This is a genomic window from Corynebacterium sp. KPL1818 (assembly GCF_000478135.1).
GTDB classification, from domain to species: domain Bacteria; phylum Actinomycetota; class Actinomycetes; order Mycobacteriales; family Mycobacteriaceae; genus Corynebacterium; species Corynebacterium accolens.
This window is the reverse complement of the sequence record NZ_KI515758.1, coordinates 1,029,786-1,056,416: the sequence shown is the minus strand read 5'-3', so window position 1 is coordinate 1,056,416 and position 26,631 is coordinate 1,029,786. Positions and strand designations below refer to the sequence as shown.

At 62.6% G+C, this 26,631-nt stretch carries 25 protein-coding genes; 11 read left to right on the top strand and 14 right to left on the bottom strand.

Annotated features, from left to right (window positions below; all coding sequences use genetic code 11):
* Window positions 1–11: 11 nt before the first annotated feature.
* A complete protein-coding gene (locus HMPREF1261_RS04975) occupies window positions 12–1,265 on the bottom strand; it encodes an MFS transporter (RefSeq protein ID WP_051142517.1) in 1,254 nt (417 codons plus the stop codon).
* Window positions 1,266–1,456: 191 nt separating this feature from the next.
* On the opposite strand from HMPREF1261_RS04975, the gene HMPREF1261_RS04970 reads away from it, so the two are divergent.
* The 3 genes from HMPREF1261_RS04970 (at window position 1,457) to HMPREF1261_RS04960 (ending at window position 7,814) form a co-directional block, all read left to right on the top strand.
* The gene (locus HMPREF1261_RS04970; protein WP_023030173.1) at window positions 1,457–3,670 is read left to right on the top strand and encodes an NADP-dependent isocitrate dehydrogenase; all 2,214 of its coding nucleotides are present in this window, start codon (window positions 1,457–1,459) and stop codon (window positions 3,668–3,670) included.
* A 597-nt stretch (window positions 3,671–4,267) separates the two neighbouring features.
* On the top strand, window positions 4,268–5,689 hold the full coding sequence (locus tag HMPREF1261_RS04965; RefSeq protein WP_005281497.1) for a PepSY domain-containing protein: 1,422 nt from the start codon (window positions 4,268–4,270) through the stop codon (window positions 5,687–5,689).
* Between the two features lie 55 nt (window positions 5,690–5,744).
* Window positions 5,745–7,814, top strand: coding sequence for a M3 family metallopeptidase (locus HMPREF1261_RS04960; RefSeq protein ID WP_023030172.1), 2,070 nt, complete (start codon window positions 5,745–5,747; stop codon window positions 7,812–7,814).
* Here the strand turns inward: HMPREF1261_RS04960 and pdxT are convergent.
* Both pdxT and pdxS read right to left on the bottom strand, forming a co-directional pair.
* Complete coding sequence (pdxT, locus tag HMPREF1261_RS04955) at window positions 7,811–8,419, bottom strand: pyridoxal 5'-phosphate synthase glutaminase subunit PdxT (protein ID WP_034658056.1); 609 nt, start codon at window positions 8,417–8,419, stop codon at window positions 7,811–7,813. The two genes, HMPREF1261_RS04960 and pdxT, sit on opposite strands and share 4 nt — an antisense overlap.
* A gap of 10 nt (window positions 8,420–8,429) precedes the next feature.
* Complete coding sequence (gene pdxS / locus HMPREF1261_RS04950; RefSeq protein ID WP_023030170.1) at window positions 8,430–9,317, bottom strand: pyridoxal 5'-phosphate synthase lyase subunit PdxS; 888 nt, start codon at window positions 9,315–9,317, stop codon at window positions 8,430–8,432.
* Window positions 9,318–9,398: 81 nt separating this feature from the next.
* On the opposite strand from pdxS, the gene HMPREF1261_RS04945 reads away from it, so the two are divergent.
* Window positions 9,399–10,715 carry a PLP-dependent aminotransferase family protein gene (locus HMPREF1261_RS04945; RefSeq protein WP_023030169.1) on the top strand — a complete coding sequence of 439 codons (1,317 nt, stop codon included), beginning with the start codon at window positions 9,399–9,401 and terminating at the stop codon, window positions 10,713–10,715.
* A 37-nt stretch (window positions 10,716–10,752) separates the two neighbouring features.
* The gene (locus tag HMPREF1261_RS04940) at window positions 10,753–10,950 is read left to right on the top strand and encodes a hypothetical protein (protein ID WP_023030168.1); all 198 of its coding nucleotides are present in this window, start codon (window positions 10,753–10,755) and stop codon (window positions 10,948–10,950) included.
* A gap of 4 nt (window positions 10,951–10,954) precedes the next feature.
* On the opposite strand, the gene HMPREF1261_RS04935 is transcribed toward HMPREF1261_RS04940, so the two are convergent.
* The 3 genes from HMPREF1261_RS04935 to HMPREF1261_RS04925 are packed head-to-tail and all read right to left on the bottom strand — an operon-like array spanning window position 10,955 to window position 14,997.
* Window positions 10,955–11,791: a slipin family protein gene (locus HMPREF1261_RS04935; protein ID WP_023016814.1), complete on the bottom strand. Its 837-nt coding sequence runs from the start codon at window positions 11,789–11,791 to the stop codon at window positions 10,955–10,957.
* Window positions 11,792–12,436 carry a hypothetical protein gene (locus tag HMPREF1261_RS04930; RefSeq protein ID WP_005277290.1) on the bottom strand — a complete coding sequence of 215 codons (645 nt, stop codon included), beginning with the start codon at window positions 12,434–12,436 and terminating at the stop codon, window positions 11,792–11,794.
* Complete coding sequence (locus HMPREF1261_RS04925) at window positions 12,436–14,997, bottom strand: nitric-oxide reductase large subunit (RefSeq protein WP_023016812.1); 2,562 nt, start codon at window positions 14,995–14,997, stop codon at window positions 12,436–12,438. The genes HMPREF1261_RS04930 and HMPREF1261_RS04925 overlap by 1 nt, the downstream gene beginning before the upstream one ends.
* A gap of 221 nt (window positions 14,998–15,218) precedes the next feature.
* On the opposite strand from HMPREF1261_RS04925, the gene HMPREF1261_RS04920 reads away from it, so the two are divergent.
* Window positions 15,219–15,443, top strand: coding sequence for a hypothetical protein (locus HMPREF1261_RS04920; protein WP_005277286.1), 225 nt, complete (start codon window positions 15,219–15,221; stop codon window positions 15,441–15,443).
* Here HMPREF1261_RS04920 and HMPREF1261_RS04915 read toward each other — a convergent pair.
* Genes HMPREF1261_RS04915 through HMPREF1261_RS04905 form a run of 3 tightly spaced genes read right to left on the bottom strand, consistent with a single transcriptional unit; the run spans window position 15,440 to window position 16,875 of the window.
* A complete protein-coding gene (locus HMPREF1261_RS04915) occupies window positions 15,440–16,051 on the bottom strand; it encodes an anti-sigma factor (protein WP_023016811.1) in 612 nt (203 codons plus the stop codon). The genes HMPREF1261_RS04920 and HMPREF1261_RS04915 overlap by 4 nt on opposite strands.
* Window positions 16,048–16,656: a sigma-70 family RNA polymerase sigma factor gene (locus HMPREF1261_RS04910; protein WP_005281476.1), complete on the bottom strand. Its 609-nt coding sequence runs from the start codon at window positions 16,654–16,656 to the stop codon at window positions 16,048–16,050. Before HMPREF1261_RS04910 ends, HMPREF1261_RS04915 begins: the two co-directional genes overlap by 4 nt.
* Window positions 16,657–16,665: 9 nt before the next feature.
* Window positions 16,666–16,875 carry a hypothetical protein gene (locus tag HMPREF1261_RS04905; protein WP_023016809.1) on the bottom strand — a complete coding sequence of 70 codons (210 nt, stop codon included), beginning with the start codon at window positions 16,873–16,875 and terminating at the stop codon, window positions 16,666–16,668.
* A 163-nt stretch (window positions 16,876–17,038) separates the two neighbouring features.
* Between HMPREF1261_RS04905 and HMPREF1261_RS04900 the strand changes: the two genes are divergently transcribed.
* The 4 genes from HMPREF1261_RS04900 to HMPREF1261_RS04885 all read left to right on the top strand — a co-directional run bounded on the left by HMPREF1261_RS04900 (window position 17,039) and on the right by HMPREF1261_RS04885 (window position 21,701).
* A complete protein-coding gene (locus HMPREF1261_RS04900) occupies window positions 17,039–18,607 on the top strand; it encodes a cytochrome c biogenesis protein CcdA (RefSeq protein ID WP_023030167.1) in 1,569 nt (522 codons plus the stop codon).
* Between the two features lie 10 nt (window positions 18,608–18,617).
* The gene (locus HMPREF1261_RS04895; RefSeq protein WP_023030166.1) at window positions 18,618–19,199 is read left to right on the top strand and encodes an MBL fold metallo-hydrolase; all 582 of its coding nucleotides are present in this window, start codon (window positions 18,618–18,620) and stop codon (window positions 19,197–19,199) included.
* 82 nt (window positions 19,200–19,281) lie between these two features.
* The gene (locus tag HMPREF1261_RS04890) at window positions 19,282–20,598 is read left to right on the top strand and encodes an O-acetylhomoserine/O-acetylserine sulfhydrylase (protein ID WP_023030165.1); all 1,317 of its coding nucleotides are present in this window, start codon (window positions 19,282–19,284) and stop codon (window positions 20,596–20,598) included.
* A complete protein-coding gene (locus HMPREF1261_RS04885; RefSeq protein WP_023030164.1) occupies window positions 20,595–21,701 on the top strand; it encodes a homoserine O-acetyltransferase in 1,107 nt (368 codons plus the stop codon). The genes HMPREF1261_RS04890 and HMPREF1261_RS04885 overlap by 4 nt, the downstream gene beginning before the upstream one ends.
* 362 nt (window positions 21,702–22,063) lie before the next feature.
* Here HMPREF1261_RS04885 and HMPREF1261_RS04880 read toward each other — a convergent pair whose 3' ends face one another.
* The 3 genes from HMPREF1261_RS04880 to HMPREF1261_RS04870 all read right to left on the bottom strand — a co-directional run bounded on the left by HMPREF1261_RS04880 (window position 22,064) and on the right by HMPREF1261_RS04870 (window position 24,307).
* On the bottom strand, window positions 22,064–23,032 hold the full coding sequence (locus HMPREF1261_RS04880; RefSeq protein ID WP_023030163.1) for an HNH endonuclease signature motif containing protein: 969 nt from the start codon (window positions 23,030–23,032) through the stop codon (window positions 22,064–22,066).
* A gap of 115 nt (window positions 23,033–23,147) precedes the next feature.
* The gene (locus tag HMPREF1261_RS04875; RefSeq protein WP_023030162.1) at window positions 23,148–23,462 is read right to left on the bottom strand and encodes a DUF3017 domain-containing protein; all 315 of its coding nucleotides are present in this window, start codon (window positions 23,460–23,462) and stop codon (window positions 23,148–23,150) included.
* On the bottom strand, window positions 23,459–24,307 hold the full coding sequence (locus tag HMPREF1261_RS04870) for a bifunctional methylenetetrahydrofolate dehydrogenase/methenyltetrahydrofolate cyclohydrolase (protein ID WP_023030161.1): 849 nt from the start codon (window positions 24,305–24,307) through the stop codon (window positions 23,459–23,461). Before HMPREF1261_RS04870 ends, HMPREF1261_RS04875 begins: the two co-directional genes overlap by 4 nt.
* A gap of 23 nt (window positions 24,308–24,330) precedes the next feature.
* Between HMPREF1261_RS04870 and HMPREF1261_RS04865 the strand changes: the two genes are divergently transcribed.
* Window positions 24,331–24,801, top strand: coding sequence for a tRNA (cytidine(34)-2'-O)-methyltransferase (locus tag HMPREF1261_RS04865; RefSeq protein ID WP_005277253.1), 471 nt, complete (start codon window positions 24,331–24,333; stop codon window positions 24,799–24,801).
* Here the strand turns inward: HMPREF1261_RS04865 and HMPREF1261_RS04860 are convergent.
* Together HMPREF1261_RS04860 and HMPREF1261_RS04855 are read right to left on the bottom strand one after the other, a co-directional pair.
* Window positions 24,785–26,086, bottom strand: a complete 1,302-nt coding sequence (locus HMPREF1261_RS04860) for a PH domain-containing protein (RefSeq protein ID WP_023030160.1) — start codon at window positions 26,084–26,086, stop codon at window positions 24,785–24,787. The genes HMPREF1261_RS04865 and HMPREF1261_RS04860 overlap by 17 nt on opposite strands.
* Window positions 26,083–26,544 carry a PH domain-containing protein gene (locus tag HMPREF1261_RS04855; protein ID WP_084538512.1) on the bottom strand — a complete coding sequence of 154 codons (462 nt, stop codon included), beginning with the start codon at window positions 26,542–26,544 and terminating at the stop codon, window positions 26,083–26,085. The genes HMPREF1261_RS04860 and HMPREF1261_RS04855 overlap by 4 nt, the downstream gene beginning before the upstream one ends.
* Window positions 26,545–26,631: the final 87 nt, after the last annotated feature.

Below are 26,631 nucleotides of genomic sequence, written 5' to 3'. Positions count from 1 at the left end.
CGGTGGTAGTTCTAGCTGCGATTGGCTAGGCGTTTTTTATCCCACATTGTTATCGCCCACACAACGCAACCCGCGGCCGCCAAGCCGGCACCCGCCAGTGCCGGGGCGGAATAGCCCAAGCCCGCGCCGACGACAATGCCGCCGATGGTCGCACCGGCAGCATTCGCGATATTGAGCGCGGACTGGTTGAGTGCGGCGGATAAGGTCTGGGCATCACCTGCCACGTGGACCAGGCGCAGCTGCAGCGACGGCACCAACGTGGAGCCCATAAACGCCACCATGCCAAAGCAAATGGTGGCGGGGATGGCGTGGCTGGACAGGAAGTAAAAGGCCGTGAGGATGATGATCAGGCTGGCCAGGGCGAAAATGATCCCGAATTCGAGGTTGCGGTCCGCCAACCAGCCGCCAAAGGCATTGCCTATCGTCATGCCAATACCGTAGGCCATGAGCACGACCCAAATCAGGCTATCGCTCAGGCCAGCAACCTCGGTCATGGTCCAGGAGATATAGGTGTAGACGGAGAACATGCCGCCGAAACCCACCACGCCCATGATGACGGTGAGCCACACCTGGCTGTTTTTAAAGGCACCGAACTCGGTGCGGATATCGGTCTGTTTCATCTCCGTCATGTGCGGCATAAGGAAGAACAGGGCCACGGCGGTAATAAGGCCAATGACCACGACCACCAGGTAGGCCGCGTGCCAGCCCAGCGCGGAGCCTAAGGCCTGTGCCGCGGGCACGCCGATGACCGTGGCGATGGCAAGGCCCATGCCCACAAACGCCATGGCCTTGCCCCGCCCGCCGGGAGGGGCCATCGATGCCGCGGACAGGTTAGCCACGGAGAAATACGCGCCGTGGGGCATGCCGGCGATGAAGCGGGCCACCATGAGCACCCAGTAATTCGGCGCGAGGACCGAGAGCAGGTTGCCTACCACCAAAAAGCCGATGAGCAAGAGGATGAGGCGGCGGCGCGGGAGCTTGCCGGTAAAGGCCGCAATCAGGGGCGCACCGACCACTACGCCGAGTGCGTAGGTGGTAATCAGCGTGGAGGCGGTATCCTCAGAAACCCCGAAGTCCTCCGCGATCAGCGGCAGCAGGCCCATCGAGACGAACTCGGTAGTACCGATAGCAAACGCACCAAGGGCCATCGCCACCATGACGATGGTGCGGCGCGCGGTAGAAATCTCCGTCTGGCGGGGCAGAGGCCGACGGTGAATGCGATGTTCATGGGCGCTGCGCGGGCTTAACTGATCGATAATTTTCACGAGGGGCGACGATACACCCCACCTGGGCATAAAGCATGTTCAGGGCGTGGACAGGTGAAGAGATTTACCCAGCGCATGGCCCCGTGACCGATGCCACCCAGCCCCAGAATGTACCGAGCGCTCCACATGGAGCGGACAAAATCGGTAATCTGGTCACCTGAAGAAATTTTCCCACATTTAATAGGAGAATCATGGCTAAGATTACGTGGACCCGTACCGATGAGGCGCCGCTTCTGGCGACCTATTCCCTCAAGCCCATCGTGGAGGCCTTCGCTTCCACCGCGGGCATTGACGTAGAAACCCGCGATATTTCCCTGGCTGCCCGCATCGCCGCGCAGTTCCCGGAGCGCCTCACCGAGGACCAGAAGGTGGAAGACGCCCTGGCTGAGCTGGGCAAGATGGCCAAGACCCTAGAGGCTAATATCATCAAGCTGCCGAATATCTCGGCTTCCCTGGTGCAGCTGAAGAAGGCCATCGCCGAGCTGCAGGCCGCCGGCTACGACTTGCCTGATTACCCGGATAACCCCTCCACCGACGAGGAAAAGGACATCGCGGCCCGCTACGATTCCGTCAAGGGCTCCGCCGTTAACCCCGTCCTGCGTGAAGGTAACTCCGACCGCCGCGCGCCGGAGGCCGTAAAGAACTTTGTTAAAAAGCACCCGCACCGTATGGGCGAATGGTCCAAGGATTCCAAGACCAACGTCGCCACCATGGACGATAACGACTTCCGCCACAATGAGAAGTCCGTCATCATCCCTGAGGAAGACACCCTGTCCATCGTGCTGAAGACCGCCGACGGCGAGCAGACCCTGCTGCCGGAACTGCCGGTTCTTAAGGACGAGGTCATCGACGGCACCTTCATGTCCGCCAAGGCCCTCGATGAGTTCCTGCTACAGCAGGTCAAGCGCGCCAAGGAAGAGGGCGTGCTCTTCTCCACCCACCTGAAGGCCACCATGATGAAGGTCTCTGACCCCATCCTCTTCGGCCACGTGGTGCGCACCTACTTCGCCGATGTCTTTGATAAGTACGGCGACGAGCTCATCTCAGCCGGCCTCAACGGCGAAAACGGCTTGGGCTCCATCCTGGAGGGCTTGGACAAGCTCGACAATGGCGAGGAAATCAAGGCAGCCTTCGAATCCGCGCTTGCCGATGGCCCCGATCTCGCCATGGTCAACTCCCACAAGGGCATCACCAACCTGCACGTGCCTTCCGATGTCATCATTGACGCCTCCATGCCGGCCATGATCCGCACCTCCGGCCACATGTGGAATAAGAACGACGAGGAGCAGGACACCCTCGCCGTCATCCCGGATTCCTCCTACGCCGGCGTGTACCAGGCCGTCATCGAGGACTGCAAGGAAAACGGCGCCTTCGACCCCACCACCATGGGTACCGTGCCGAACGTCGGCCTGATGGCCAAGAAGGCCGAGGAGTACGGCTCCCACAACAAGACCTTCAAGGTACCGGCAGCCGGCACCGTTGAGGTCCGCAACTCCAAGGGCGAGGTGCTCATCGAGCACGACGTCGAGGCCGGCGATATCTGGCGCGCCTGCCAGACCAAGGACGAGCCGATCCAGGACTGGGTCAAGCTCGCCGTCAACCGCGCCCGCCTGTCCGGCATGAAGACCATCTTCTGGCTCGACCCAGAGCGCGGCCACGACCGCAATATCCAGTCCCTGGTGGAAAAGTACCTGAAGGACCACGACACCGAGGGCTTGGACATTGAGATCCAGGATCCGGTCACCGCTACCAAGACCTCCATCGAGCGCATCCGCCGCGGCGAGGACACCATCTCCGTGACCGGTAACGTGCTGCGTGACTACAACACGGACCTCTTCCCCATCCTCGAGCTGGGTACCTCCGCAAAGATGCTGTCCGTGGTTCCATTGATGGCAGGCGGCGGCCTCTTCGAGACCGGTGCCGGCGGCTCCGCCCCGAAGCACGTCCAGCAGGTGCAGGAAGAAAACCACCTGCGCTGGGACTCCCTCGGTGAGTTCCTGGCGCTGGCCGAGTCCTTCCGCCACGAGAACCAGACCAACGGCAACGAGAAGGCCGGCGTGCTGGCCACCACCCTGGACAAGGCCACCGAGCGCCTGCTCAATGAGGGCAAGTCCCCATCCCGCAAGGTGGGCGAGAACGACAACCGCGGTTCCCACTTCTTCCTGGCCACCTTCTGGGCCGAGGAGCTGGCTAACCAGACCGAGGATGCCGATCTCGCGGCCGCCTTCAAGGACGTCGCCTCCGACCTTTCCGGCAAGGCCGATGAAATCTCCCAGGCTCTTATCGATGCCCAGGGTGAGCCCGCCGACCTCGGCGGCTACTACTGGCCCAACGACGAGAAGACCTCCGCTGTCATGCGCCCTGTCGCACAGTTCAACGAGATCATCGATGGCCTGAAGAAGTAAACCCGCGTTAGGTTTCTAGCCACAGACCGCCTCGATTACTCCTCGGAGTTCGAGGCGGTCTTTTCTTGCTTCGTTCGCCGAAAACCCGGACAAAACAGCCGCTTTTATCATCAAATTTACCCATTTACCTGCGCAAACTTTTTCTTGCTCGTTTCTTGCTTCTCAAGCCAAAACGGTTGCGCCCGCTAGCGTGGTGTGGAGCTCGTGGTAAGCCTCACGGCCGTGCACAATAGGGCGACCATCATATCGATCCAACGGACCTGACCTCCGCCTCGTCGGCGCCGTACTAGCTGAGCAGCATAAGATTGGATTCCGCAAAAGCTCTTTACGCGGCAGGCGAGCACAAGCTGCTAGCCAAGGAAGCCAGGCTCAACATCGTTGACTGCTTGAAGAAGTAAGAGCTTCTTCACCAGCTAATTTTCACCGCGCGTTCCCTTCACTGGGGCGCGCGGTGTCGTCGTTTTCGCTCCTTCAAATTCACACAACTGAAAAAATCTTTCACCTTCCGGGAACCAGGGTTGCCTAAGTTCCGACTATTAGTGCAGTTGATATCAGCACCCATGCAACTGACCACTAAGCACGAAAGAGAACTATTTTATGAGTCGGACGACTCTGCGTTCCTTCATCCAACGCATACACTTTTACGGCGGCATGTTCGTCGGCCCCTTCATCCTTATCGCGGCTTTGACCGGCTGCCTCTATGCACTGGCGCCGACCCTGGAAAAGTTTGCTTACCGCGACGTCATGACCGTTGAGGAAGTAAATAACCCGGTAAGCCTGGAGGACCAAATCAGCGCTGCCCAAAAGGAGCACCCGGATATGCCGGTCTCCCAGGTGTGGCCGGCGGAATCGGCTACGGACTCCACGCGCGTGCTGGTGGCGGATCCGGGCATCGACGAGAGCCTGCAGCGCACCGTTTTTATTAATCCGGCCGATGGCGAGGTCATCGGTGACTACCCCACCTACTCCGGCTTGGGCGAGATGCCGCTGCGCCGCTGGATCTCCTCGCTGCATGAAAGCTTCCACCTGGGCCAGCCGGGCGAGCTCTATTCCGAGCTAGCCGCCTCCTGGCTGTGGGTCCTGGCCTGCGGCGGGCTCTACATGTGGTGGATTCGCCGCCGGCCCAAGAAGGCGGCCGCGCCGCTGAAGAAGCAGCCACAGCGATCCAAGCGTTGGAAGGCCACCCGCCTGCACTCCACGATGGGCGCATGGATTTTCATCGGGCTCATTGGCCTGTCCGCTACCGGCATCACCTGGTCCCAGCTCGCCGGCGAGAACGTCAATTCCGTGGTGGAGAAGATGAACTGGAAGGCCACGCCGGTAGAAACCGCGCTCACCACCGATTCCTCCGCCGATGCCACACACGATGCCCACGCCGGGCACGAAGGCCACGGTGCCCACGGCGCTCACGGTGGGGATGCGGAAGCTCCGGGCGAGGCACCGGAGCCGGAGGTCATCGCCAAGCAGGCCGAGCGCGTCTATGCCACCGGCCGAGCGGAAGGACTAACGGGCCCGCTGCGCCTGTACGCCCCGGAGGACACCGACTCGGGGTGGAAGGTGAGCGAGCGCTGGGTCGAGTGGCGCTATACCTCCGATGAGGTCTCCGTCAACGGTTCCACCGGCGAGGTCATCGACCGCCTGCCATTCTCCGGACTGCCGCTATTTAGCAAGCTCAGCAGCTGGGGCATCTACCTGCACATGGGCATCATGTTTGGCCTACCGCTGCAGATTGCCCTCTTCGCCCTCGGCCTCGCCATTGCCGCCATGGTTGTTCTGGGCTACTACATGTGGTGGAAGCGTCGGCCGCAATTTGCACCTGGCTCCAAGCGGCACTTCTCCTGGACCACCACCGGCCTGGGCGCTCTCTTTGCCGCCACCGTCGGTGTATTTATGCCGCTTTTGGGCATTACTCTTGCCGCATTCCTCGTACTTGACATCATCGTGATGAATACCGGAAAGCGCAAGGCCACCGCGCCAAAGAAGAAGGATGAAGACGCGGAGCTCGTTCCCGTGGGCTAGCAATCTTAGTGAAAGCCATCACACAGGGTGGAGTAAATGGGTACATTGGTCATTTATGACTAATCCATTACTCCACCCTTCATCATTGCCCTACCAACTCCCGCCGTTTGCGGAGATTGAGGTCGAGCACTACCGCCCCGCCTTCGACGAAGCGCTCGCGCTCCACGATGCCGAGATCTCCGCCATTACTGAAAATCCCGCTGCCCCCACCTGGGAAAACACCGTGGAAGCCCTCGAGCGTTCCGGCCAGGACCTCGACCGCGTGATGTCGGTCTTTGGCAATCTTTCTGGCACGGACGTCACCGATGAGATGGAAGAGATCGCCGCCGATATCTATCCGCGCCTGTCCGCCCACTACGACGCGATGTACCAGGACGAAAAGCTCTACCAGCGCATCAAGGACGCCACCCCGCCCGCTGGCGATGAGGAGGGAGCGCGCCTGCACCAACACCTGCTACGCACCTTTGCGCGCCAGGGAGCGGATCTCGATGCCGCCGGCAAGGCCCGCCTCTCCGATATCAACCAGCGCCTGTCCGCCCTATCGGAGGAATTCGGCCGCAATCTCATGGCCTCCACGCGCGAGCGCGCCGTCGAGTTTACGGAGGAAGAGCTCGAGGGCCTGCCGCCGGAACGCATCGCCTCAGCCAAGGCGGATGCCAAGGCCCTAGGCCGCGAAGGCTACGTCATCCCGCTCGAGCTGCCCACCGTGCAATCGGAGCAGTCCCGCCTGGCTAGGGAGGGGGCGCGGAAGAAGCTCTATGCGGCATCGGCAAGCAGGGGCTCCGAGAACAACATTCCAGGGCTTATCGAGGCCGTCCAGCTGCGCGCCGAGCGCGCCGAGCTGCTGGGCTATGCCTCCCACGCCGATTACGTGATCGCGGAAGAAACCGCTGGCAGCGCCGACGCCGCGCGCGACATGCTCGCAGACCTCGCTCCCGCCGCCGCGGCCAATGCCGCCGGCGAGCACAAGCTGCTAGCCGAGGAAGCCACGCTCAACGAGCAAGACTTCCACGCCGCCGACTGGCCCTACTGGGAATCCAAGGTCCGCGCCCGCGACTTCTCGCTCGACGAGGAGGAACTGCGCCAGTACTTCCCTCTGGACAAGGTCCTTACCCAGGGCGTATTCGCTGCTGCCGAGCGCCTATACGGCATTACCGTTGCCCCGCGCGAGGACCTGGAGGGCTATGCCGAGGGCGTGCGCGTCTGGGAGGTGCTCGACAAGGGTGTCGAGCACGGAGAAAATGACGAACACGAAGATAACGTCGAGCACGGCGATAAGGGAATTGGCCTGCTGCTCACGGATTACTTCGGCCGCCCCACCAAGCGCGGTGGCGCGTGGATGAGCCAGTTCGTGGGCCAGTCAGGCCTGCTGGAGCGCAAGCCGGTCATCGTCAACGTGCTGGGCATTACCAAGCCCGCCGATGGTTCCCAGCCCCTGCTGAGCCTGGACGAGGTGCACACCCTCTTCCACGAATTCGGCCACGCCTTGCACGGGCTGCTTTCCGATGTCCACTACCCCACCTTCGCCGGCACCAACGTCCCGCGCGACTGGGTGGAGTTCCCCTCGCAAATCAATGAGAACTGGGCGCTGGATAAGCAACTGGTCAAGCAGTATGCGCGCCACGTCGACACCGGTGAACCGATCCCCGATGAGCTGCTCGATGCCGTGACCGCCGCCTCCGAGTTTGGCCAGGGCTTTGCCACCTCGGAGTACTTGGCGGCCTCCATTATCGATTTGGCGTGGCATTCGCTCAGCGCCAAGGACGCCGCAACGCTAGAGGCCACCCCGGAGGCCGTGGACGCATTCGAGGAGGAGGCCCTGCGCGCAGTGGGGCTGGATAACCCGCACATCGCTCCACGGTACCGCTCAACGTACTTCAACCATATCTTCGCCGGCGGCTACTCCGCGGGCTACTACTCCTACCTGTGGGCGGAGGCGCTCGATGCCGATGGCTTCGAGTGGTTCAAGGAACAAAGCGATCTGCGCGCCGCAGGACAAAAGTTCCGGGACCTCATCCTCTCCCGCGGCGCCTCCCGCGATTTCGGCGCGGCCTACCGCGACTTCCGCGGGCGCGATAAGGACGTCGCGCCGCTGCTCAAGCGCCGCGGCCTATCCGGTGCCTAGCGAATACTAGCCAGCCAGGCGGCGTGCACGCGCGCCTCATCGTTTTCTTCCGGGTGAAAGCTCAAAGCGGTGACGGCGCCGTGGCGCACGCCGACGACCGCCTCCTCCGCGCCGTCGCGCGGCACGGTCGCGATGACCTCCACGCCTTCACCGACGCGGGTGACCAGCGGGGCGCGGATGAAGCTCGCCTCGATGGGCAGCGTTTCTTCCCCGACCAGGACCGGCAGGGTGCGCTCGGCGGAAAAACGCTGGTTGCCAAAGGCATTGCGCCGCACGGTGATATCGAGCAGCCCCAGGGTCTGCTGGCCCGGCGAGGGGTTATCCAGCTCGCGGGCGCAATAAATCAGCCCGGCGCAGGTAGCAAGCACGGGAAGGCCGTGGTTCACGGCCTCGCGCAGCGGACCTGCCACGCCGAAGGTGCGGGCGAGCTTGTCGATGACACTCGACTCCCCGCCCGGAATCACCAGCCCATCCAGGCCCTCAAGGTCGCGCGGTACGCGCACCCGGCGCGTGTCCGCCCCCAGGCCTTCAAGGATGTGCAGGTGTTCTTCCACGCCGCCCTGCAGCGCGAGCACCCCGATCGTGGCGCTAGCTTCTTGTGGCATGACCACGCGATTACCAGCCGCGCTCGGCCAGGCGGTGCGGTGCCGGCACATCGCCGACATTGATGCCGACCATGGCCTCGCCCAGGCCGCGGGAGAGCTTGGCGAGTTCCGCGGGGTCATCGTAAAGCGTGGCGGCTTTCACGATGGCCTCCGCGCGCGCCGCCGGGTTACCGGATTTGAAGATGCCGGAGCCCACGAAGACGCCTTCGGTGCCCATCTGGCGGACGAGGGCGGCATCGGCAGGCGTGGCCACGCCGCCGGCAACGAAGAGGACGACCGGCAGCTTGCCGGTCTCCGCAACCTCCGCAACCAGGTCATACGGCGCCTGGAGTTCCTTGGCGGCGACGTACAGCTCGTCGCGGTCAAGGTGCTGCAGGCGGGCGATTTCCGCGCGAATGGTGCGCAGGTGCTTGACGGCCTCGGAGACATCGCCAGTGCCGGCCTCGCCCTTGGAGCGAATCATGGCCGCGCCCTCGGTGATACGGCGCAGGGCCTCGCCCAGGTTGGTCGCGCCGCACACGAACGGCACGTCGAAGTCCCACTTATTGATGTGGTTGACGTAATCGGCTGGGCTGAGCACCTCGGACTCATCGATGAAGTCCACGCCGAGCTCGCCCAGAATCTGTGCCTCGACGAAGTGGCCGATGCGCGCCTTCGCCATCACGGGGATGGATACGGCGTCGACGATGCCCTCGATAAGCTCCGGATCGGACATGCGGGCCACGCCGCCCTGGGCGCGGATATCGGCAGGCACGCGCTCAAGTGCCATGACGGCGCTCGCGCCCGCATCCTCGGCGATGCGCGCCTGTTCCGGGGTCACGACGTCCATGATGACGCCGCCCTTGAGCATATCAGCTAGTCCACGTTTCACGCGCGTGGTCGCAATGTTTTCGGTCATGCGCTCTATACTGCCCTGCTCAAGTGGTACAAGTAAAGAACCATTTCCCGCGTGTTGGGTTGTACCACTTATACTGTGTTTATGCCCCTGCGCTTCGACCCCGCCGATACGCGCGCCCTGCCGGTACAAATCGCCGCCGTCGTGCGCGCCGATGTCACCTCCGGCGCCCTGCTTCCCGGCGAGCCCGTGCCCTCCACGCGCACTCTGGCCACCCAGCTCGGCGTCTCCCGCGGCAGTGTCGTTACCGCATATGAGCAGCTCACAGCCGAGGGCTATCTCAGCGCCCAGGTTGGATCCGGCACCGTCATCAATCCCCGCCTGCCCCACAGCCCGCCGCCACGCCCCGAGCCCGCGCCGCAGCCCACTCCCGCGCCCAACCTGCTGGAACTGACGCCCGGTCTGCCCGATACCGCCGGCATCATCACCCCCGAATGGCGCGCCGCCTGGCGCGATGCCGCCGCCCAGCCGCTTTCCGATGCCCCTCCACTCCCCCACCACATCGCCAACCACCTGCGCTACATGCGCGGGCTCCGGGTCGATCCGCGCCGCATCGTCGTTACCGCCGGTGCCCGCGATGGCCTCGCTTTAGTGCTGCGTACGCTCGGTACCGCGCTGCGCGTCGGCGTCGAATCGCCCGGTTACCCCAGCCTGCGGCGCGTTCCGCAAGCGCTTGGCCATGAGTTGGTAAACGTGCCCACCGATGCCGATGGCGTTACCGTGCCCGATACCGACCTTGACGCGCTGATCGTGACCCCAAGCCACCAGTATCCGTATGGCGCGTCGCTGCCGGCCGAACGCCGCGCCGAACTCGTGGCCTGGGCCCGCCAGAACGGCGCTTTACTCATCGAGGATGACTTCGATTCCGAGCTGCGCTACGTGGGTCAGCCGCTGCCCGCGCTCGCTGCGCTCGCCCCAGAGCGCACCGTGTTGCTCGGTACCTTTTCCACCGTGATTTCGCCGTCCATCGCCTGTGGCTATGTGGTGGTCCCGGATGGACTGCGCGGGGGCATCGACAAGCAGCGCGACATCTTTGGCCAGCCGGTCGGTACCATCCCGCAGGCCGCGCTCGCCCATTACCTGGCCAGCGGGGCGCTGCGGCGCCACACCGGCCGCATGCGCCGGACCTATAAGCGCCGCCGCGACCTCGTGGCCGATGCCCTAGGCACTCTCCCCGGCGCGCGCCTGCTGCCCATTAACGGCGGCCTGCACGCGGTCTTGTTATGCGATCCCGCCGTCGTCCCGCGCGCTGCCGCCCGCGGCATCAAACTAACCCCGCTGCGCGAATACTGGGGCGGCGTGGACGCCGAAGACGGCGTCGTTTTAGGTTTTGGCCACTTAAGCGATGACGACCTGCGCCGCAGCCTGAGCGCGGTCGCCGCAGCCCTGCGCGAGTGTTAGCCTGAAATTAAATACCCCCGCACAGAAAGGCGTAGCCATGGCGCTTGGCCCGCTCGAACTTCTGCTCATGCTCATCCCGCTAGCTATCTTCATCGGACTTATAGCCGGTGTCATTTATTTAATCGTGCAGGTCGCGCGCAATTCCAATGATATTAAGCAGAATTCGCAGGCCATCGCGCAACTTCGAGAGGCACAGAAAAACGGCCCCTCCGCTGGGCAGGGGCCGCATTCTTAAATGCCTAGTCCGCAGGCTTTTCCGTATTCACCGCGTGCGAAAAGTTTTCGCTGAATTCCTTGAAGCCCTTATTAAAGGTGCCCAGGTTTTCCATGAACCCGCCCATGATGTCTATGGGCAGCGGGAAGACGATGGTGGAATTTTGGTCCGCGCCGAGTTCCAGCACCGTTTGTAGGTAGCGCAGCTGCAGCGCCGCCGGGGCCTTGCCCAGCTCCTCTGCAGCCTCGCGCAGCTCGCGGGAGGACTGCAGCTCACCGTGGGCCGAAATGACCTTGGCGCGACGCTCGCGCTCCGCCTCCGCCTCGCGCGCTAGGGCGCGCTGCATCATCTCTGGGATCTCAACGTCCTTAATCTCTACGATGCGGGTCAGCACGCCCCACCGTTCGGTTTGGCCGTTGATGATCGCCGCCAGGTCCTCGTTGAGCTCCTCGCGGTGGGCCAGCAAATCATCGAGGCTCGCCCGCCCCAAGAGCGAACGCAGGGTGGTTTGGGCAATCTGCGAGGTGGCCACGGCGTAGTTTTCTACCTCGAGGACCGCCTTGCTCGAATCGGTGACCTCGAACATGACCACCGCATTCACGCGCACGGACACGTTGTCCTTAGTGATGATTTCCTGCGGCGGAATCGTCAGCGTCACCACGCGCAAATCCACGCGCTCCAGCTTATCGATGCCCGGCAGCAAGAAATGCAGCCCCGGCTCCAGCATCGGCCGCAGGTGGCCAAAGCGGAAGGTCACGCCCCGCTCATACTGCTTAATCACCTTGAGCGAGTAGGACAAAAACACCCCGATGAGAGCGATAATGATGCCGATGACGATCGGCCAGAATACGGGAGCGGACACTTAGACTTCCCCTTCCAGTTCTTGACGCACCGAGCGATAGCGCGTGGATTTTCCGTACTTCGAACCATAGCGATCGACCTGCGCGGCCAATTCCGCCTCGCGGTTATCCATCTCCGGCACCACAAGCTGCGGCGCGTTCGAGGGCGTATTCCACAGGTGGCGGGCCAGCGGGTACACGCCGAATCCGGTAATGATGAGCACCGTGGCCAGCGTCAACGCCACCTCCGATGGCGAATGGTGGCTAATTAGCGAGGCCAGCGGCAGCAGGTAGCCCATCGCCGCCACCGCCAGCGCGATGCCGCGGTGGAAGCGCCCCGAATCCGAGTGCGGCCACGGGTCCAACTGACGCGTGACCTCCCGGCCGTGGTGCGAGACCGTGCACTGTTGCTTGACCGGGCAGGTATTGCACACGGTCGGGTTCGCACGGTAGCGCATGACGCGGTTTTCCGGGTCGAAGCTGGAGGGCCAGAGCCAGTGATCTTCGGGGCATCGCCAAGCATCGTGGTCTTCCAAGTACCGGAACGTGCCGGATTGGTTGGACATGGTGCGGTTGGCGGTTTGTTGCGCGAGCAGGTCGAATACCCAGGCCACTGCGAGCAGGAAGAGCCCGTAGCACGCGGATAATACGGTAAATGCACCCGGCATTAGTCGTCCTTCTTATCCGAGCGGTAGGTACCGCCCCACTTGGTGCGCGATTCAAATTCCTGGCGCGGCGCGGTGGCGGAATCGCCGCGCTCGGCATCGGGATCTTCCTCCTCCACGAAGGCACCGCGCTCATCGATGTACCCGTAGCGCCGGCCCGTGGAGCTGCGCTTGTCGACGCGCCCCTTGCCGCCCGAAACCAGCCCCACCGAGGAACCCACGGGGACCTCGCCTGCGTGGTCGTCCTCGTCCGGGGTGATGATGCTAAACAGCGGGTTGGTTGGGTGCTCCTCCACCGTTGGGATCTCCTTCTTGTAGAGCACGCCACGCAGCGCCATCCAGAGGAAGGGCAGGACGCCGAGGAGGAACATGACATCGCCAGGCAGGCGCAGCCATTCCATGATGAAGTTGCCGGGCTGGGTGATATAGCCCAGCGACCGCGCTTCCACGTAGCCCGATCCGACGGATTCGTAGAGCTGCATGATACCCAGCGGCAGGAGCGAAATGACCACCATCCACAACAAGCCCAGGTTTTGCAGCCAGAAAGCCCAGCCCATCGCCTTATCGGACCACTTATCCTTAGGGATGAGGTAGCGCAGCGCAAAGACCGACAGGCCCACGGCCAGGAAGCCGTAGACGCCCATCATCGCGCCGTGGGCGTGGTTTGCGGTAAGCGCCGTGCCGATTTCGTAGTAGGAGACGATGGGCAGGTTGACGAGGAAGCCGAAGATGCCCGCGCCCAAGAAGTTCCAGAAACCGACGGAGACCAGGAACATGACTGCCCAGCGGTGCGGGAAGGGGCGCTCGCCCGAGGCGCGTTGGCGGGAGCCCAGCTGCATGAAGGTCCATGCCTCAACCGTCAACAGGGTCAGCGGCACGACCTCGGCGGCCGAGAAGAATGCGCCCAGGGCCATGTGCTCGACCGGGGTGCCCGAGAAGTACAGGTGGTGCATCGTGCCCAGCACGCCACCGGTGGAATAGAGGATGACGTCCAAGAAGATGATGCCCAGGGCAATCTTTTCGCGGACCACGCCGAGCAGGACGAAGACGTAGGCCACCATGACGGTGGTAAATAGCTCGAGGAAGTCTTCCACCCACAGGTGAACCACCCAGAAGCGCCAGAACTCTGCGACGGAGATGTGGGTTTCCGATCCCGCCAGGTTGCCCACCGCGTAGAACGCTGGGATGGCCAGGCCGGCGAAGAAGAAGAGCCACGGCATATTGGACTTGTGCTCGTTTTTCAGGCGGCCGCGCAGCTGTCGGTAGATAATGCCAATCCACACGAACATGCCGATGGTAAGCAGTACCTGGAAGAAGCGCGGCAGGTCCAGGTATTCCCATTGCTGGGAAAATAGCGTGCCCTCTTCGATATAGCCCATGGTAGAAAGCCATTCAAAGGCCATGGAACCAAAGACCACGACCGCGATGGCGCCGAGCAGGAACCATACGAGCCAATCCTGCTTCTTCGGTTCCTTCTTGCCCACGAACGAGGCCAGGAAAATACCGGCCGCCAAGAGCCCGCCGGCGGTCCACAGGAGGGAGAGCTGCACGTGCCAGGTGCGCGAGACGTTATACGGCAAGATTTCTTGCAGCGGGATGCCAAAGAAGCCGGTTAGTTCCGTGCGGTAGTGCTGGCTGGCCGCACCCAGTAGCGCCTGGATCAAGAACAGCAACGCAATGACCAGGACGAACCAGGCCACCACCTTCTGCGACTTGGTCAGCCCAACCTCGCCCGGCTGCTTAAAGTCCAGGTTCGGTGCTTCTTCCGAATGCCAACCGATGGACTTGGACCACCGGCCGTAAATCGCAAAGATCAGGCCGGTACCGCCGATAAGCGCGATGAGCGAGAGCACCGACCACACCACGAGGTCCGCGGTCGGACCGTTGTCCACGCGCGATTCCGCTGGCCAGTTATTGGTATAGGAATAGTCATGGCCCGGACGCTCTGCCGCCGAAGCCCACGCGGTCCAGCCGAAGAAACCAACGAGGTTATTGATGTCTTGCTCATCGGTAATAAAGTCCGACGGCAAGCCACTGTTGTGGGAATCGGGGCCAAAGTACTGGGCGTAGTAGTCCTTATTGGCCTCGAATGCCGAAATCTGGTTATCGGTCCACTCCAGCACGCCCGTTTCTTCGTCATAGCGGTTGGTGCGGAATTCTTCTACCACGGCCTCTTCGGGAGTGGCGGAGGAATCAACGAAATCGGGGATACCGTTCGCGTCATTTTCCTCGCGGGCATGGTCGAGGGCGCGGCGCAGGTACTCCGCCGTATAGTCCGGGCCCAGGTAGGCGCCGTGCCCCAGCACGGAGCCGTATTGCTGCAGACCGCGGGCCTGATACAGCGCCTGACCGTTAGTGATCTCGTCCTTGGTTAAGACCGTTTCGCCGGTGGATTCGGAGACAATCTTTTCCGGCAACGGCATCGATGCGTCATAGGTGCGGTACGCCAAAAATCCCATGACCAAAAAGCCAAAAATCATGACGAGAGCAATCCCTTGCACCCACACATTGCTCACCTTGAGTACCGGCTTTGACCGATCCTCAGCCCCAGTAGTGGTGGCCATAATGCATCCTTTTCACAGTTCTAGAGAGTTCGACATACATCATTATGAACGGACAAAGCGGTGTTAAATAGTCGAACAACAAGCACCTACCCCCATTCACCCTCATCGGCCGGCCCTCACGCGGGCACTGTTGGGAAAATCGGTGCACCATATAGCCGGGTTCCGCCCCCAAAATTCCCACCCAGCTTGTTTACCCCCGGTTTTTCCGTAACAATTAATGCATGACATTCGCAGAGCACACCAAGCGCAATTGGCTCATCACTTTTTTCGCTGCGATTTTCCTCGCCGCCATCGTCTGCATGATTTTCTTAAACGATCCGCACCGCACAATGGTGATCGCGATGGTTTTCATCGCATCATCACTCCTGCTCTTCGGCGCGATCCTCGGAATCTGGTACCTGTTTCAGCGCAAGCCAGAAAAGGAATCCGCAAGCGAGGATCGCTAGCTCAGGCGCACCTCGACGAGCGTGCGGCCCGTAGGTTCCGCACTGCCTGCGGCGGGTTCCTCCGTCACCATGACCTTGACGGCATTGGTTTCAAAAGGCATCCACACTCCATCGTGCGGGTCTTGGCCGATGACGCCGGCCGAGGTCATCGTTTTATCCTCGGAAATCGCCCACACCTGCGCGCCCATGCCTTCCTTCAGCTCAGGCTGGCCATCGACCATCGCGCCGGACTTGCCCATCGAGGCCGAGGACACGATATCCAGCCGCGCACCTGAGGCATCGGCCTTTCCTTGAATCAGGTCATCAGCCTCCATGATGTGGTGCATGGACTCCTCGCCCGACGATTCTGCGACCACGGTATTGCCCTCACCAGCGTCTTCTCCACCCTGGTGGGGAATCCACAGCACCACACCGGCGATCACAACGGCCGCGGCTGCGGGGACCGCAACAAAAGCCCGCCAGCGCCGGCGCGGCATCTCCACCACCTCGGCTTCCACGTCGAGGGAGGAAAATACCTTGTCCTTCATCTCGGGCGGCGGATCGATCTCAGGAAGGGAATCGAGGAAATCATCAAACTCCGCTTCAGAAAACTCGTGCGTGTTGCTCATTTCCCCTCCTTCCCGAGTATAAGTTTTAGTTTCTGCACACCATCGCGCACGCGCGTCTTCGCCGTACCAATCGGTACATTTGTTGATTCTGCCAATTCGGCGCGGGTTAATCCAGCAAAGAATGCAAGCATCACGGCCGTGCGGTGCGGCTCGCCAATCTCGTCGACGGCCGCGCGCAAACGCTGCGATTCCACATTGCTGAGGGCTTCATCTTCGATGTCTAGGTGAAAGGCGGCATCGGCAAGCGCGGCTTCCCGGTCATCCCGCTCCACGCTGGCAACGTGGCTGCGCAGCTTATCGACGGCCCGCCCATGCGCAATCCGCCCCGCCCACGAACGCGCCGTCCCCTTCTCCGGATCGAAGTGCACGGCCTTGGTCCACACCTCTACGAAGACGTCCTGGGCCACTTCCTCCGCCAACGCCTGATTGCGCAGAACGTGCAGGCACACGCTGTAAATGGTCGGCGCGAGGGCGTCGTAGAACTGGCTGAAGGCACGCTTATCCCCCGCGGCGGACGCCGTCAAGAGGCGGTTTAATCGCGCGTGATCGTCGGGAGTGAGCGTAGACACAGGGTGTGAGTTTACCTCCAGCAGTCGGGCGGGCATAACGGCGAATTAGTGCGCCATCTCAGACGACGGCGCCATCATCTCGTCGCTTTTCATGGAGTCCTTGTCCATGCTGTCCGATTCAGGCGCCATCATCTCGGACGACGGGGTCATCATCTCAGACGAGGTCTCCCCAGACTTCGAGTCATCGTTATTGCAGGCAGCCAGGCTACCGGCGGCGATAGCAAGGGCAGCTGCGGCGGAAATGATCTTCTTCATGAGGGTTCTCCTTGTAGTCGCGGGCCGGCTTTTCCGGCCCTCTATCCACCCATTCGGAGCGGTAAGCGGAAACGGATTGGAAAAACTTTCCAGCAATCCACTCTCGCCCCGACTCCGAATTGGTTGATATATCACTGCACCGACATTTCGGAGGACACAACGAATGCTAGAGACACTGTTTATCGGGTTTACCGGTGGCCTTATCACGGGAATTTCCCCGTGTATCCTGCCGGTTCTACCCCTCGTCGTCGCGGTCAGCGGCGGCTCGCGCCGGCGGCCTTGGCAGGTAGTAGGTGGGCTGGTCACCAGCTTCACCCTCGTGACGCTTTTCGCCACTACGGTACTCAACGCCCTGCATCTGCCCGCCGACATCGTGTGGAAGGTGGGCGTCGTCTTACTCATCCTCGTGGGCCTCGGCATGATTTTCCCCAAGGTGCAAGAAATACTCGAATGGCCCTTCCAGAAACTGCCACACGCCGGCGGGCTGCAAGCCAAGGCGCGCGATAAGGGAGGATTCGCCGTGGGCCTGGCCATGGGCGTCATCTTCGTCCCCTGCGCCGGGCCGGTCCTCGCGACGATTTCCGTCGCCGGGGCTACCGGCCAGATCGACGCCCATATCCTTGTGCTCTGCCTGTCCTTCGCGGCTGGCGTCGCCATCCCTCTTCTTGCCTTCGCCCTTGGCGGCAACGAGGCCGGCAAACGCGTTGACGCTTTCCGACGCCACCAACGCCCCCTCCGCATCACCGCCGGCATCTTGGTCATCGCCATGGCGATTGCCATTGCCGCAGGCGTGCCGACGTGGCTGCAAAAGAAGCTGCCGAGTGTGGAGTGGAAGGGGGAGACATCGGCAAGCGCGGAGGGCACCCCCGTACCCGAGTTCCAGGGCCTGACCGGGTGGTTTAATACCGACGGGCCCGTAGATCCCCGCACAAATGGGAAGGTAACGCTCATCGACTTCTGGGCCTATGCCTGCATCAACTGCCAGCGCAACAACGAGCACATCACCAAAATCTACGACCACTACAAGGACTTTGGACTCGAGGTCGTGGGAATCCACGCGCCCGAGTACGCCTTCGAGCGCGAGGCCGCCAACGTCCGCAAGGCCGCCAAGGAGCAAGGCATCAATTATCCGGTCGCCCAAGATAACGACTTCGCCACGTGGAAGGCATTCGATAACCACTACTGGCCGGCGCACTACTTGGTAGACAGCAACGGCACGGTGCGCGAAACCCACCACGGCGAGGGCGATTACGCCGCCACCGAGCGCCACATTCGCGAGCTTTTGCTCGAGCGCGACCCCGGCGTTGCGCTACCCGAGCCGTTGGAAGGAAGCGATTACACAGGGGCCTCGGAGCGCAATCCGGAAACCTACCTGGGCACGGATCGGGCTCGCTATTTCGACAACAACGGTTACCGCCCCGGAACCCACGATTTTGAGCTCGGCGAGCCGAAACCGGGCCAGTATTCGCTGGGTGGGACGTGGACGCTGGAGGACCAGCCCATTACTGCGGGCGACAACGCCCGGCTTCGCCTGAACTATCACGCCGCATGGGTACAGTTGGTGGTCTCCGGGAAAGGCACCGTTACCCTGCACCGCGGAAACGGCGATACCGAGGAATTCCCCATCCACGAGGATGGCACGATTGACCTGGTCAAGGGAGAGGAAATGTCGGAGACCATCGAGCTCGAGGTCAGCGAAGGACTAAAGCTTTACTCGTTTACCTTCGGTTAAGCTGGGGCGTATGGAATTTAGTCTGCTTGGCCACGCCTGCGTCGCCGTCGAGGCACCAGGCGGGCGCATCCTTATCGATCCCGGAACAATGACGCCGACTATCCCCGATGCCGATGCGGTGCTCATTACCCACGCGCATGCGGATCACCTGGATCCGGACCGGCTTCCCGATGCCCCGCTCTGGGGCCCTGCCGAGGTCTGCGAGAAGCTGGGGCGCGGCACCGCGGTCTCACCCGGCGAGACCATCACCGTCGCGGGGCAGGACATCGAGGTGCTCGGCGGGCGGCACGCGCTGATTCATCCGAATATTCCGCGGCCGGTCAACGTGGGCTATTTCTTGGGCGGCCTGCTCCACCCCGGCGATCAGTACATCGATCATTCGGCCGAGGTTTTGCTCCTGCCCATTGCCGGTCCGTGGGTAAAGGCTGCTGAGGCGGCCGATTATGCCCAGCGCGTGGGTGCCGCAGCCACGGTTCCCATCCACGACGCCGTGCTTTCCGATGTCGGCCGCACCGCCTTCGACACCATGCTCACCAAAGCCGGAGTACAGGGCTATAAGCGGCTAAATCCAGGCGAGAAATTTACCGCTTAGTCTATTTTTATTCTCTGACTACCCTGCGGTTTCACGACAGGGTGCTGTACGTTACATACCGCTTGGTCTAGTCTTGCGTGGCATGACGACGAAATACGATAACTCCAACGCAGACTGGTCCTTTGCCACTCGCTCCGTTCATGCAGGCCAAAACCTCGACGGCGCGCACAATTCCCGCAACGTGCCGATTTACCAAACCACCTCGTATGTCTTTGATGACGCCGAGCACGCGGCCAACCGCTTTAACCTCTCCGATGCAGGCCCCATCTACACCCGCCTGACCAACCCAACGCAGGATGCGCTGGAAGAGCGCCTGGCCTCCCTTGAAGGCGGCGTGGCCGCCGTGGCCTTTGCTTCTGGCCAGGCAGCAGAGACTGCGGCCATTTTCAACCTCGCCTCGGCAGGCGATCACATCGTTACCTCCCCGCGCCTCTACGGCGGCACCTCCACCCTCTTTACCGTCACCCTCAAGCGGCTTGGCATCGACGTCACCCTCGTAGAAAACCCGGACGATCCCCAATCCTGGCAGGACGCCGTGCAGCCCAATACCAAGGCCTTTTACGGCGAGACCTTTGGCAACCCGGTAGCCGATGTCCTCGATATCCCTGCCGTTGCCGAGGTCGCGCACAATAACCAGGTCCCGCTCATCGTGGATAACACCATCGCCACCGCGGCGCTGGCCCGCCCGCTCGACTTGGGCGCGGACATCGTCGTGGTCTCGACCACGAAGTTCTACACCGGCAACGGTTCTGCCGTGGGCGGCGCGATTATCGACGGCGGCTCCTTCGACTGGACCGTCGAGCGCGACGGCAAGCCAGTATTCCCCTACTTCGTCACCCCGGACGAGGCCTACCACGGCCTGAAGTACGCCGACCTCGGCGCCCCCGCCTTCGCGCTCAAGGCCCGCGCCGGCCTGCTGCGCGATACCGGCGCCGCCATTTCCCCGTTCAATGCATGGCTGACGCTCAATGGCATTGAGACGGTAGGGCTGCGCATCGACAAGCACAATGCCAACGCCCAGGCCGTGGCCGAGTACCTGGAAGGCCACGCCAAGGTGACGAAGGTCAACTACGCCGGCCTGGATTCCTCGCCGTATAAGAAGGTCAAGGAGAAGCTGGGCTATTCCTACACCGGCTCTGTGCTGTCCTTCGATATTGACGGCGGGCGCGAGGAAGCATGGGTGTTTATCGATGCTCTGAAACTCCACTCCAACCTCGCCAATATCGGCGATACTCGCTCGCTCGCCGTTCACCCGGCAACCACCACGCACTCGCAGTCCGACGACGCCGCCCTAGCCGCGGCGGGTATTGCGCAGTCCACCATCCGATTGTCCGTGGGCATTGAAGATATCGACGACATCATTGCTGACCTCGAATTGGGATTTAACGCACTGGCATGAGCTGTATAAGTATCGGCGATTTTCGCACCGAAGCAGGCGCCACGCTTTCCGATGCCCACATCGCCTACCACCGCTTCGGCCATTTCCTCGGCGATCCGCACGGCGGGAATAACGTCATCCTGGTGGAACACGCGCTGACCGGCAATGCCGATGTGGCCGAGTGGTGGTGCGATCTCATTGGCCCAGGCAAGGCGCTCGATACGACGAAGTGGTGCGTTATCGCCATGAACGCACTCGGTGGCTGCAATGGCTCCACCGGCCCCTCCTCCCCGCATCCGGATGGCCGCAGTTGGGGATCGCGATTTCCGGCGCTATCCATTCGCGATTTAGTGGCCGCAGAGAAAAAGGCGCTGGAAGAGCTGGGGATAACGCGCGTGCATGCGATCATCGGCGGTTCCATGGGTGGCGCGCGCACCTTGGAATGGACGCTGATGTATCCCGAGGCCGTCGATGCTGCGTGCGTTATCGCCGTTTCCGCGCGCGCCTCCGCCTGGCAGATTGGTATCCAGTCGGCGCAGATTTCCGCGATTGAACGCGATCCCTTCTGGCACGGCGGCGACTATTATTCCTCCTCCCAGCGCCCCCGCGAGGGCTTGGCGGCGGCGCGGCGCATCGCGCACCTGACGTATCGCGGTGAACAGGAAATCGATGAGCGCTTTGGCGTCCAGGCCCAAACCGGTGAAGAGCCGCTCGGACCTTACCGCCGCCACGATCAGCGTTTCGCCGTGAACTCCTACTTGGATTATCAGGGCTCGAAACTGGCGGATCACTTCGATGCAGGCTCCTATGTCACGCTTACCGAGGCCCTCAACCGCCACGACATCGGCCGCGGCCGCGGCGGCCTGAACCGCGCGCTCGGTTCTTCACAGGTGCCGACCATGGTCGTGGGCGTCGACACGGACATCCTTTATCCGTATCACCAGCAGGAACACCTCTCGCGCAACCTGGGCAACCTGCTAGCCATGGCGAAGGTAGTCTCACCCGTTGGCCACGATGCATTCCTCACGGAATCGCGCCAGATGGACCGCATCCTGCGCAACTTCCTCACCCTGTCCCAACCGCACCCGCTGGACGTGGACAGCACCATCGACTACGCCATCTAGCCATCCCCACCTGCGCACGGACACTCGGCCCCAGACACAACTTCTTGCGGTTGCCGAGTGGTCCGGCAAGGCTGGAACAAGCAGCGCGCAGATGGCGGGCAGTCCGGAGCGGCATGCGGTGGCGGGTGGTTCGGCGCGGCTGGGATGAGCAGCGTGCAGGAGGCGGGCAGTTCGGAGCGGCATGCGGTGGCGGGTGGTTCGGCACGACGGGTATGAGCAGCGCGCGGGCCATCGCGCTGGCATGCCTTGGCGCATGGCTTGTCGTCGCGGGGTCCGCGCGGCATGCCGGGTGGCAAGGAAACTTATACAAGGATCGCCGAAGCGGCGCAGGGTTTAACTGCGCTGGCTTCGGCGATGCTTTTTTATCGGGCCCAGGGCGGGCGCCACACGATACCTTCATGTGGGCGGCGCTCTAGGCGCCCGCGCCGCGGCGGGGCATTGGGGTCATCGTCGTTGACGGCATTGTGATACTTGCAGGCGATGGTCAGGTTCTCAGCATTGGTCTCGCCGCCGAGCAGCCACGGTTGCAGGTGGTGAACGTGGCATTCATCGGCCGGAATATGGCAATCGGGCCATGGGCACACAGGATTTTCCGCCATCGCCATCTGTCGCTGCTTCCAGGTGGCCAGACGGCGCGTGTGGTACAGGTTCACGGGGCCGGTGACGGGGTGGATGAGGGTGATGAGGCCGGCATCGGCAAGCGCGCGCTCCGCTAGCTGCGCACCGGTGATGGTGGCGCCGTTGGTCAGCTGCAGGGTGACATCATTCTCGCCGTGGGTGACCTTCACCATGTCATCCAGGGTCAGGACCACGTTCGTAGTGATGGTGGAGGTGGCCGCGCCCTCTGCAAAGACCCGGCGCGCATCGTCCACGGTGGAGACGTGGTTATTAATCTCGGCCACCAAGTCCGATTCCGCGGTGATGGTCAGCGTCCACAGGTCATCGGTGCGGCGGGTGAGCCGGACGCCCTCCGCGCGCTTTTGGGTGCGTTCTTCTTTGACGCGGCGGCGGGCGCGCTTTTCTATCTCGCTGGTAGAAACGTTGAGCCGGCACAACTCCTCGCGCAGGGCCCACGCCGCGCGCTGGGTCTTCAGCTTCTGCGCGTGCACCTCAATGATTTTCAGCGCATCGAGCGGGAGCGCGGTGGTGCGGGCGGCGCGCTGCTTGGCGCTAAACGATGTCCTGCCAAAATACGTATTCGCCAAGCGCGCGAATTCCGCGGCCTCTTTATCGCTGAAACCGCGGTCTACCAATTCGGCTTCGGATAGCCCGGCGCACTCCCCGATGAGCGCCATCGGGGAGTTTATCGCTGCGAGGTAATCCGAAATCATGGCCCCGAGCCTAAACCGCGGGTAGCGGCGGGCGCGAGGCCAAGAGTGCTGCGACTGTGGATAACCACGCGACACGCCGCAGATTGGTGATACTGAAACAATCACCTGTGGATAACTAGCTGCCCAGCGCGTCCACGGAGTAGGCGAGAAAGGCCATCAGCGCACCGATGACGCCGGTAAACGTGGCATCGAAGCGGCGCGAGCGCACCGCCAGCACGCCGACACGGCTCGAATCGCACGTCAGGCGCACCACCGTCAGCCACAGCAGCGCAAGCCCGAGCAAGAAGGTGGCCCTGCGCCAATACTCGAAAATGGCATAGCCGCCGGACAAGGCCACCCCGGCGATGAAGAGCCCGATGGCCACCCACTGCACGGAGGCGGGCAGCGGGGACGGTGCCAAGTGCGCGTCGTGGGGATTGTCTAAATTCACGCCAGCTTTTCCGCGCGCTCAACGATGTTGCGTACCAAAAAGGCGCGCGTGAGCGGTCCGACGCCGCCTGGGTTGGGCGAGACGTATCCGGCCTTATCCCAGCAATCGGGGGCGATATCGCCGGTGAGCTTGCCGTCGACGCGGGACACGCCGACATCGAGAAGCGCGGCGCCTTCTTTAATCATGTCCGCAGTGAGCATGTGAGGCTGACCGGCGGCGGCGATGACGATATCGGCTTCACGGGTTTCGGCGGCAAGATCCTTCGTGCCGGTGTGGCACAGGGTGACGGTAGAGTTCTCGCTGCGACGGGTCAGCATCAGGCCGATGGGGCGGCCGACGGTCACGCCGCGGCCGATGACGACGGTCTTAGCGCCGTTCAGCTCCACGCCGAAGCGCCGCAGCAGGTGCAGGCAGCCATTCGGGGTGCACGGCAGCGGGGCTTCCTCGTTAAGCACGAGCTTGCCCAGATTGACCGGGTGGAGGCCATCGGCGTCTTTTTCCGGATCGATGCGCTCGAGGATGGCGTTTTCATCCAGGTGCTTGGGCAGCGGGAGCTGGACGATGTAGCCGGTACAGGCGTCATCGGCATTGAGCTCATCGATGACCGCCTCGAGCTCTTCCTGCGAAATATCCGCCGGCAGGTCCTTGCGAATGGAATTAATGCCCAGCTTTTCGCAATCGCGGTGCTTCATCTTTACATAGGACTGGGAGCCTGGGTCCTCGCCCACCAGAACGGTAGCCAGGCCAGGGGTTATCCCCTTGTCTTTCAGGGCGGCCACGCGCTCGGCGAGGTCCGCAAAAATCTCGTCACGGTACAAGGTGCCATCTAGTTTGGTAGCGCTCATAGCCCCCATCCTAGACTGAAGGCATGAGCCAGCTGCACATCGTCTTTGATAATCCCGTCATTCCCACCAATACCGGCAATGCCATTCGGACCGCGGCGGTGACGGGCGCGAGCCTGCACCTGATTGAGCCGCTGGGGTTTAACTTTGACGATAAGCACCTAAAGCGCGCCGGGCTGGACTATCACGACCTGGCGGATGTGCAGATTCATAAGGATTTCGACGCGTGCATGGAGGCGCTGCCCGGCGCGCGCGTTTTCGCGTTTACCACGCATACGGATAAGTGGTTTACAGACGTGGAGTACCAGGACGGCGACGTGCTGCTCTTCGGCACGGAGCCGACCGGCCTGCCGGATGAACACGTCAACCATCCGCGCATCACCGATCAGGTGCGCATTCCGATGGTCCCGGCTAGGCGCTCGATGAACCTCTCCAACTCCGCATCAACCGCGGTCTTTGAGGCCTGGCGCCAGCTGGGGTTTAAGGGAGCGGTGTAAGTTCTGGCAGGTCGCGGGAGCGCAGGCGGTTAAGGAGGGCGTGGGCATCGGCAAGCACGAGGTTGCGCGCCGCCATCTTCACGGGCCCCTGCACGAGGTCGAGCTCCACCGTGGCTAGGCCGAATAGCTGGGAAATCGGGCCGCGGCGCAGGGTGAGTTCCTGGATGTGGCGCAGCTCGATGGCTTGGACGCGGCGGTTGAAGCGGCCGGCGCGCACGATGACGTAGTCGCCGGCCAGCGCGACGGTTTGCTGCCGGTAATCGATGGGCGAGACCCATTTGGCGCGCGCGGGCGAGGCGTAGGTCGGGGCGGCATCGGCGGGCAGGAATTGCCGGGCTTGCTCGCGCTTGCCGACGGGCACGATCCGCGTCGATCCCGATCCCTCGCCGCTCGCCGTGCCACCGTAGCCGGCGACCGACACGCGCGTTTCGTACCAGTCGAAGGGCCGCCACAAGAACGGCTGGGTGACCTGGACGGCGTGGATGCGCTCGAGGCGGATGTTTTGGCGGCGGCGATCGGCAAGGCCGTAGGTGATATTGAGCACGCCATCATCAAGGCTGGCGGTATAGCGCCACGAGGAGTCAATCACGTTCCAGGCGCGCGGGACGGTGGCCACAAGGATGGGCAGCGTGATGGTCAGGGACATCGGCGTGACCACGAGGAATAAGAGGGCTGTAATGAGAATAATCGTGGATACATGCAAAGCGGCCGCGGCCAGGGAACGCGCGATGGGGATTTCGGGGATAAGGACATTGTCTTCTTCTTCAGCCGGCCGTTCTTCAGCCGGCCGCTCTCGTGGCTCGCCGTGGACGCGGGAGAGGATTTCGGCGCGCAGGGCCTCGGCATCGCGCTTTGTCAGGAAGGCGATTTCGATGGCGGACGACTGCCCGCCGGCCGTTTCCACGCGCACGGCCGCGAGCCGGAAGAGACGGGCGATAACGGGCTCGACAACGTCTACAGCCTGCGTGCGGTCATAGCGTGCCGTGCGCTGCTGCTTCGAAATTACCCCGCGGCGCAAGGTGAGTTCCTCCTCGCCCAGCTGGTAGCCCATCTGGCGCCACCACACGCCGGAGACGAGCCAGACCACCGCGCACACTGCGATGAACCCGGCCAGCGCGAGGCCAATATCGCGCAGGTCTGCCGCGCTGTGTTCGCCGGTAACGAAGGCAAAGATTCCGCGCAGCGCCTCCATATTGACGTTTAAGGCAAAAGCCGCGATGACGGCCAGGATGACCGACCACAGCCGCAGCAGCGGGGTCATGCGGTGGACGCGGTGGTACCTCATAGCCCGCTCATCCGTTCGCGGGCGTGGTGGGTGAGGCGGGTGCGGAGGGCATCGGCAAGCGGGGCTTCCAAACCCTTCACCGTGGCGTCCGTGGTTGCGGAGGCGGTGTGCAGCTGCAGCTCCTTGAGCCCGAAGGCGCGCTCGAGGGGGCCGGCAGTCACGTCCACGAACTGGATGCGGCCGTAGGGCACGACGGTGAAAGAATGCCACAGCTTACCGCGCGTAATGAGCAGCTCATCGTCTGTTTCGCACCAGCCCATGCGGCGCACCTGGGCCGGGATGAGCCAGAGCAGCCAGAAAAAGAGGACGGCGAAGAGTCCCGCCGCCCAGTAGAACCACGGGGTCCACCAGTACCCTGCCGCTGCGGCCGCCGCGGCAGAAATAACCGTCCAGCTCAGGTAGCGGATGTAGCGCACCTTAACCAAACGCGGCGAGACGGGGTTCATTTCTTCGCTCATAGCTACTGACAGTAGCAATCGGGCCCGCACCCTTGCGCAACTTATCGTTAATCGATATTATCGAATTACGACAACATCGAAAGTCGA